At 70.0% G+C, this 4,721-nt stretch carries 4 protein-coding genes; 1 reads left to right on the plus strand and 3 read right to left on the minus strand.

Annotated features, from left to right (window positions below):
- A partial coding sequence (locus D183_RS0115625) for a PepSY-associated TM helix domain-containing protein (protein WP_017909834.1) occupies positions 1 to 607 on the plus strand: 607 nt, incomplete at its 5' end.
- 292 nt (positions 608 to 899) lie between these two features.
- Here the strand turns inward: D183_RS0115625 and D183_RS0115630 are convergent.
- The 3 genes from D183_RS0115630 to D183_RS0115640 all read right to left on the minus strand — a co-directional run.
- On the minus strand, positions 900 to 1,640 hold the full coding sequence (locus D183_RS0115630; RefSeq protein WP_017909835.1) for a phosphoadenylyl-sulfate reductase: 741 nt from the start codon (positions 1,638 to 1,640) through the stop codon (positions 900 to 902).
- Positions 1,637 to 3,361, minus strand: a complete 1,725-nt coding sequence (gene cysI, locus D183_RS0115635) for an assimilatory sulfite reductase (NADPH) hemoprotein subunit (RefSeq protein ID WP_017909836.1) — start codon at positions 3,359 to 3,361, stop codon at positions 1,637 to 1,639. The genes D183_RS0115630 and cysI overlap by 4 nt, the downstream gene beginning before the upstream one ends.
- Positions 3,362 to 3,479: 118 nt before the next feature.
- Positions 3,480 to 4,721 (minus strand): diflavin oxidoreductase (locus D183_RS0115640; RefSeq protein ID WP_017909837.1); only part of this gene is annotated, 1,242 nt, incomplete at its 5' end.

Raw genomic sequence — 4,721 nt, forward strand, 5'->3', positions numbered from 1 at the left:
CGCGGCGCACGGCGCGCATGGCGGACACGAGGAGCATGGCGAACATGGCGGCATGGCCGACATGCCGGACGCCATGCCGGCGGCGGGCGCGATCGGCCTGGATGCGGCGGTGGCGCGGTTCCAGGCGCGCGGCATCGCACCGGGCTACAGTGTCGCGCTGCCGCGCGGCGTGCGTGGGGTCTATACCGCTTCGGTGTATCCGCCGGACCTGGCGCAGCAGCGGGTGATCCACCTGGACCAGTACAGCGGCCAGGTGCTGCTGGACATGCGCTACGCCGACTACGGCCCGCTGGCCAAGACGCTGGAGTGGGGCATCAACGTGCACCTGGGCCAGGAGTACGGTGCGCTCAACCAGATCGTGCTGATCGTGGCCTGCCTGGGCATCGTGCTGCTGTGCGTGAGCGCGGCGGTGATGTGGTGGAAGCGGCGCCCGCAGGGCGGGCTCGGGGTGCCGCCGCTGCCGGCGGACCGGCGCACGCTGCGCGGCGTGGTCGCACTGTTGGTGCTGGGCGGGATGCTGTTTCCGCTGGTGGGTGTGTCCTTGCTGCTGATGCTGGCGCTGGACTGGGTGCTGGTGCTGCGGCGCGAGCCGGTGGTGGCGGCTTAGCAGGTCGATTTCGGAATGTGCTGTGATGCTGCCGCGATAAGCCGATCCATCGGCGCATCCGACTTGTTGTAGTCGGGACTGAAGTCCCTCCCACAAGGCGCAGCCAGTGCTGTCGGCACCCGCAGGAGATAGGGATTCTGAGCCGTAGAAGCGGCTTCAGCCGCGACCGGGCGTTCCCATGAAACCCGGTCGCGGCTGAAGCCGCTCCTAAGGAAAAGACGCGGTGTGGCCGGTAACGCCTGTCGCAGTTGACGCCGCGCCTACAAAAAGCCCGAACGTGTGCTGGGACGTCTCACAGATCCTCGTGGATCCCGCATTCGCGCTTGAGGCCGAAGAAGCGGGTGTCTTCCTCGCGCATGCCCGGTTCCCAGCGGCGGGGGGTGTGGAAATCGCCGATGGAGACGTAGCCCTGTTCCCACAGCGGGTGATAGGGCAGGTCGTGCTGCTGCATGTATTGCCACAGGTCGCGATCGCTCCAGTCGGCGATCGGGTTGATCTTGTAGCGCTCGCCGCGCTTCTGCACGAACGGGGTCTGCGCGCGGCTGTCGGACTGGCTGCGGCGCAGGCCGGTGAACCAGGTGCCGACCCTCAGTTCGTCCAAGGCGCGACGCATCGGCTCGACCTTGCGCAGATTGTTGTACTGCTCGATGCCGACCATGCCCTGTTCCCACAGGCGGCCGTGGCGCGCTTCCATCCAGGCGCGGCTGACCAGCGGGCGGTAGATCTTGAGATTGAGCTTGAGCCGGTCGGTCAGCGCATCGGCGAAGCGGTAGGTCTCGGCGAACAGGTAGCCGGTGTCGATCAGGATCACCGGGATGTCCGGGCGCTGCCGGGTCAGCAGGTGCAGGGTGGCGGCCGATTGCGCGCCGAAGCTGGACGACAGCGCCGCTTCGGCCGGGCCGTGCTGCAGCGCCCAGGCCACGCGCTCGGGCGCGGACAGCGTCGCCAGCAGCGCATTGGCGGCATCGAGATCCAGGGCCGGCACCGGTGCGTTGGCGGAGGCGTCTTGGGAGGCGGCGGGCAGAGCGCTCATGCGTGCAGTTCCGACGGAATCAGGTGACGGTGGGTGGGATAGGCGGGCAACTCGACCACGCCGGTGCGGTGCAGGAAATCGCCGAAGCGCTCGTCCTCATGCCGCTCGTTGGCATAGCGCGCGAACAGCGGTTCCAGCGCGGCGAGGATCTCCGGCTCGGCGATGTTCTCGCGGTACAGGGTGTTGAGGCGCTGGCCGCGGTGGTCGCCGCCGAGCATCAGGTTGTAGCGGCCCGGCGCCTTGCCGACCAGGGCGATCTCGGCCAGGTACGGCCGCGAGCAGCCGTTCGGGCAACCGGAGAGGCGCAGCAGGATCGGCGCGTCCTGCAGGCCGTGGCGCGCCAGCAATGGCTGCAACTGCGCGGCGAAGGCCGGCAGGTAGCGCTCGGCCTCGGCCATCGCCAGGCCGCAGGTGGGCAGGGCCACGCAGGCCATGGCCGCGCGCGCCAGCGCGGTGGGCGCGCGGTTGCCGGCGTCCAGCGCATGCGCGCGCACCAGCGCGTCGATCGCCTCGCGTTGCGCCGCGGGGATGCCGGCGATCACCAGGTTCTGGTTCGAGGTCATGCGGAAGTGCGCGCCGTCGCCGGCGTCGCGCAGCTGCGTGGCGATCGCGCGCAGGCCGCTGAGGTGCTGCGCGCCGTCGGCATGGTCGGCGATGCGCCCGGCCGGCAGCGACAGGGTCAGGTGCCAGCGGCCGTCCTCGCCAGCCTGCCAGCCGGCGCGGTCGCCGTTGTGCTCGAAGGCGAAGTCGCGCGTGGGCTGCAGGCGCACGCCGGCACGGCGCTCGATCTCCGCCAGCACCGTGTCCAGGCCGTGGTCGTCGATGGTGTACTTGAAGCGCGCGCGCTTGCGCACCGTGCGGTTGCCCAGGTCGCGCTGGGTGGTGACCACCGCGGTGGCGACGTCGAGCAACTGCGCGCGGTCGATGAAGCCGACCACGTTGGCCACGCGCGGGTAGGTCTCGGCATCGCCATGGCTGGCGCCCATGCCGCCGCCGAGGCTGACGTTGTAGCCGGCCAGCATGCCGTCGGCGTCGAGCACGCCGATGAAGCCCAGGTCGTTGGCGAACACGTCGACGTCGTTGATCGGCGGCAGCGCGAAGCCGATCTTGAACTTGCGCGGCAGGTAGGCGTTGCCGTAGATCGGCTCCTCCTCCTGCCCGCTGCCGGCGACCTGTTCCTCGTCCAGCCAGATCTCGTAGTAGGCGCGGGTATTGGGTAGCAGGTGTTCGGACACGCGCGCGGCGTCGGCGTAGAGCGTGGCGTGTGCCTGCGATGCCAGCGGATTGGCGGCGACCTGCACGTTGCGGTTGACGTCGCCGCAGGCGGCCAGGGTGTCGATCAGTGCGGCGTTGATCGCCTGCATGGTCGCCTTCAGCTCGCGCTTGATCACTCCGTGGAACTGGAACGCCTGACGCGTGGTGATGCGCAGCGAGTGGTTGCCGTAGGTGGTGGCGATGGCATCGAGCTTGAGCCACTGCGCCGGATCGACCACCCCACCCGGGGTGCGCGTGCGGATCATGAACTGATAGGCCGGCTCCAGCTTCTGCCGGCGCCGCTCCTCGCGCAGATCGCGGTCGTCCTGCTGGTAGCTGCCGTGGTACTTGATCAGCGTCTGATCGTCCTCGCGCAGCGCCCCGGTGACCGGATCGGCCAGGCTCTGCAGCAGCGACCCGCGCAAGCGCTGGCTGTGGTGCTTGATGTCTTCGACGGAGTGGGACATTGGGCAGGGAATCGAGAATGGGGAATAGGGAATGGCAAGAGCGGGTGCGTCGGATTACGGAAAGCCCGTCGAGGCCGGCTGTTGCCCATTCCCGATTCCCGTTTCCCGATTCCCCGCCTCAATAGACATCACGCGCATACCGCCCCTCCCGCTGCAGTTGGCTGAGGTAGGCGGCGGCGTCCTCGGGGCTGCGGGCGCCGTGCTCGGTGACGATGTGCAGCAAGGTGGCGTGCACGTCCTTGCCCATGGCGATGGCGCCGCATACGTACAGGTGCGCGCCGTTCTGCAGCCAGTCGTAGACGGTACGGCCGTGTTCGCGCAGGCGCTGCTGCACGTAAACCTTGGCCGGGGCGGCAGTGCCGCGCAGCGGTTGCACGTCGCGCGAGAACGCCAGGTCCAGCCGGTGCAGTTCGCCGCTGCGCAGCGCCTGTTGCCATTCGGCCTGGTAGAGGAAGTCGCGGTTGAAGTGGCGGGCGCCGAAGAACAGCCAGTTGCGGCCGCTGGCGCCGCTCTCGGCGCGTTCCTGCACGAAGCCGCGGAACGGCGCCACGCCGGTGCCGGGGCCGATCATCAGGATGTCGCGGCTGCCGTCGGCCGGCACCCGGAAGCGTTCGTTGGGTTCGATGTACACCGGCGCGCTGTCGCCTTCGGCCAGGGCGGCCAGATAGCCGCTGGCGGCACCGCCGTGGGTATGGCCGTGGGCGTCGTAGGCCAGCACGTCGACGGTGAGGTGGGCCTCGTCGCCGACCCGCTTGCGGCTGGAGGCGATCGAGTACAGGCGCGGGACCATCGGCCGCAGCGCCTGCAGCAGCGCGGCGTGGTCCCAATCCGCCGGCCAGCGACGCAGCACGTCGATCACTTGATGATCGGCGAGCAGCGCCGCCAGGCCGGCGGTCTGGGTGGGGTCGAGCAGCTCGGCCAGCGCGGTCGCGCCAGCGCGTTCGGCGACCGCGCTGAGCAACGGGCGCGAGGCCCGGGTCAGTTCGCGGTGGCCGCTGAGCCACTCGTGCAGGGACAGTGTCTGCCCATCGGCGGTGAGTTCGACGTGACCGTCCAGTCGCGTCGCGGTCAACACCGCCTCGACCAGCGCAGGCGGGTTGCGATGGCGCACGCCCAGGGCATCGCCGGGTTCGTAGTGCAGGCCGCTGCCGGCCAGCGACAGCTCCAGGTGGCGTACGTCCTTGTCGGCCGGGCCGTGCGCGGCATAGCGCGGACCCTTGAAGTCGCGGCCGCTGATCGGCTGGTTGGCCAGCACCTCGGCGGCGAACGGCTGGGTGCGGCTCCAAGCCGTCGCCGCGGTGCCGCGCAGCGGGGTCACCGTGGCCGACGGCGCCGCGGGCGTGTGGCGGCCCAGCACGTC

The sequence above is a fragment of the Xanthomonas sp. SHU 199 genome, assembly GCF_000364665.1.
GTDB classification, from domain to species: Bacteria; Pseudomonadota; Gammaproteobacteria; order Xanthomonadales; family Xanthomonadaceae; genus Xanthomonas_A; species Xanthomonas_A sontii.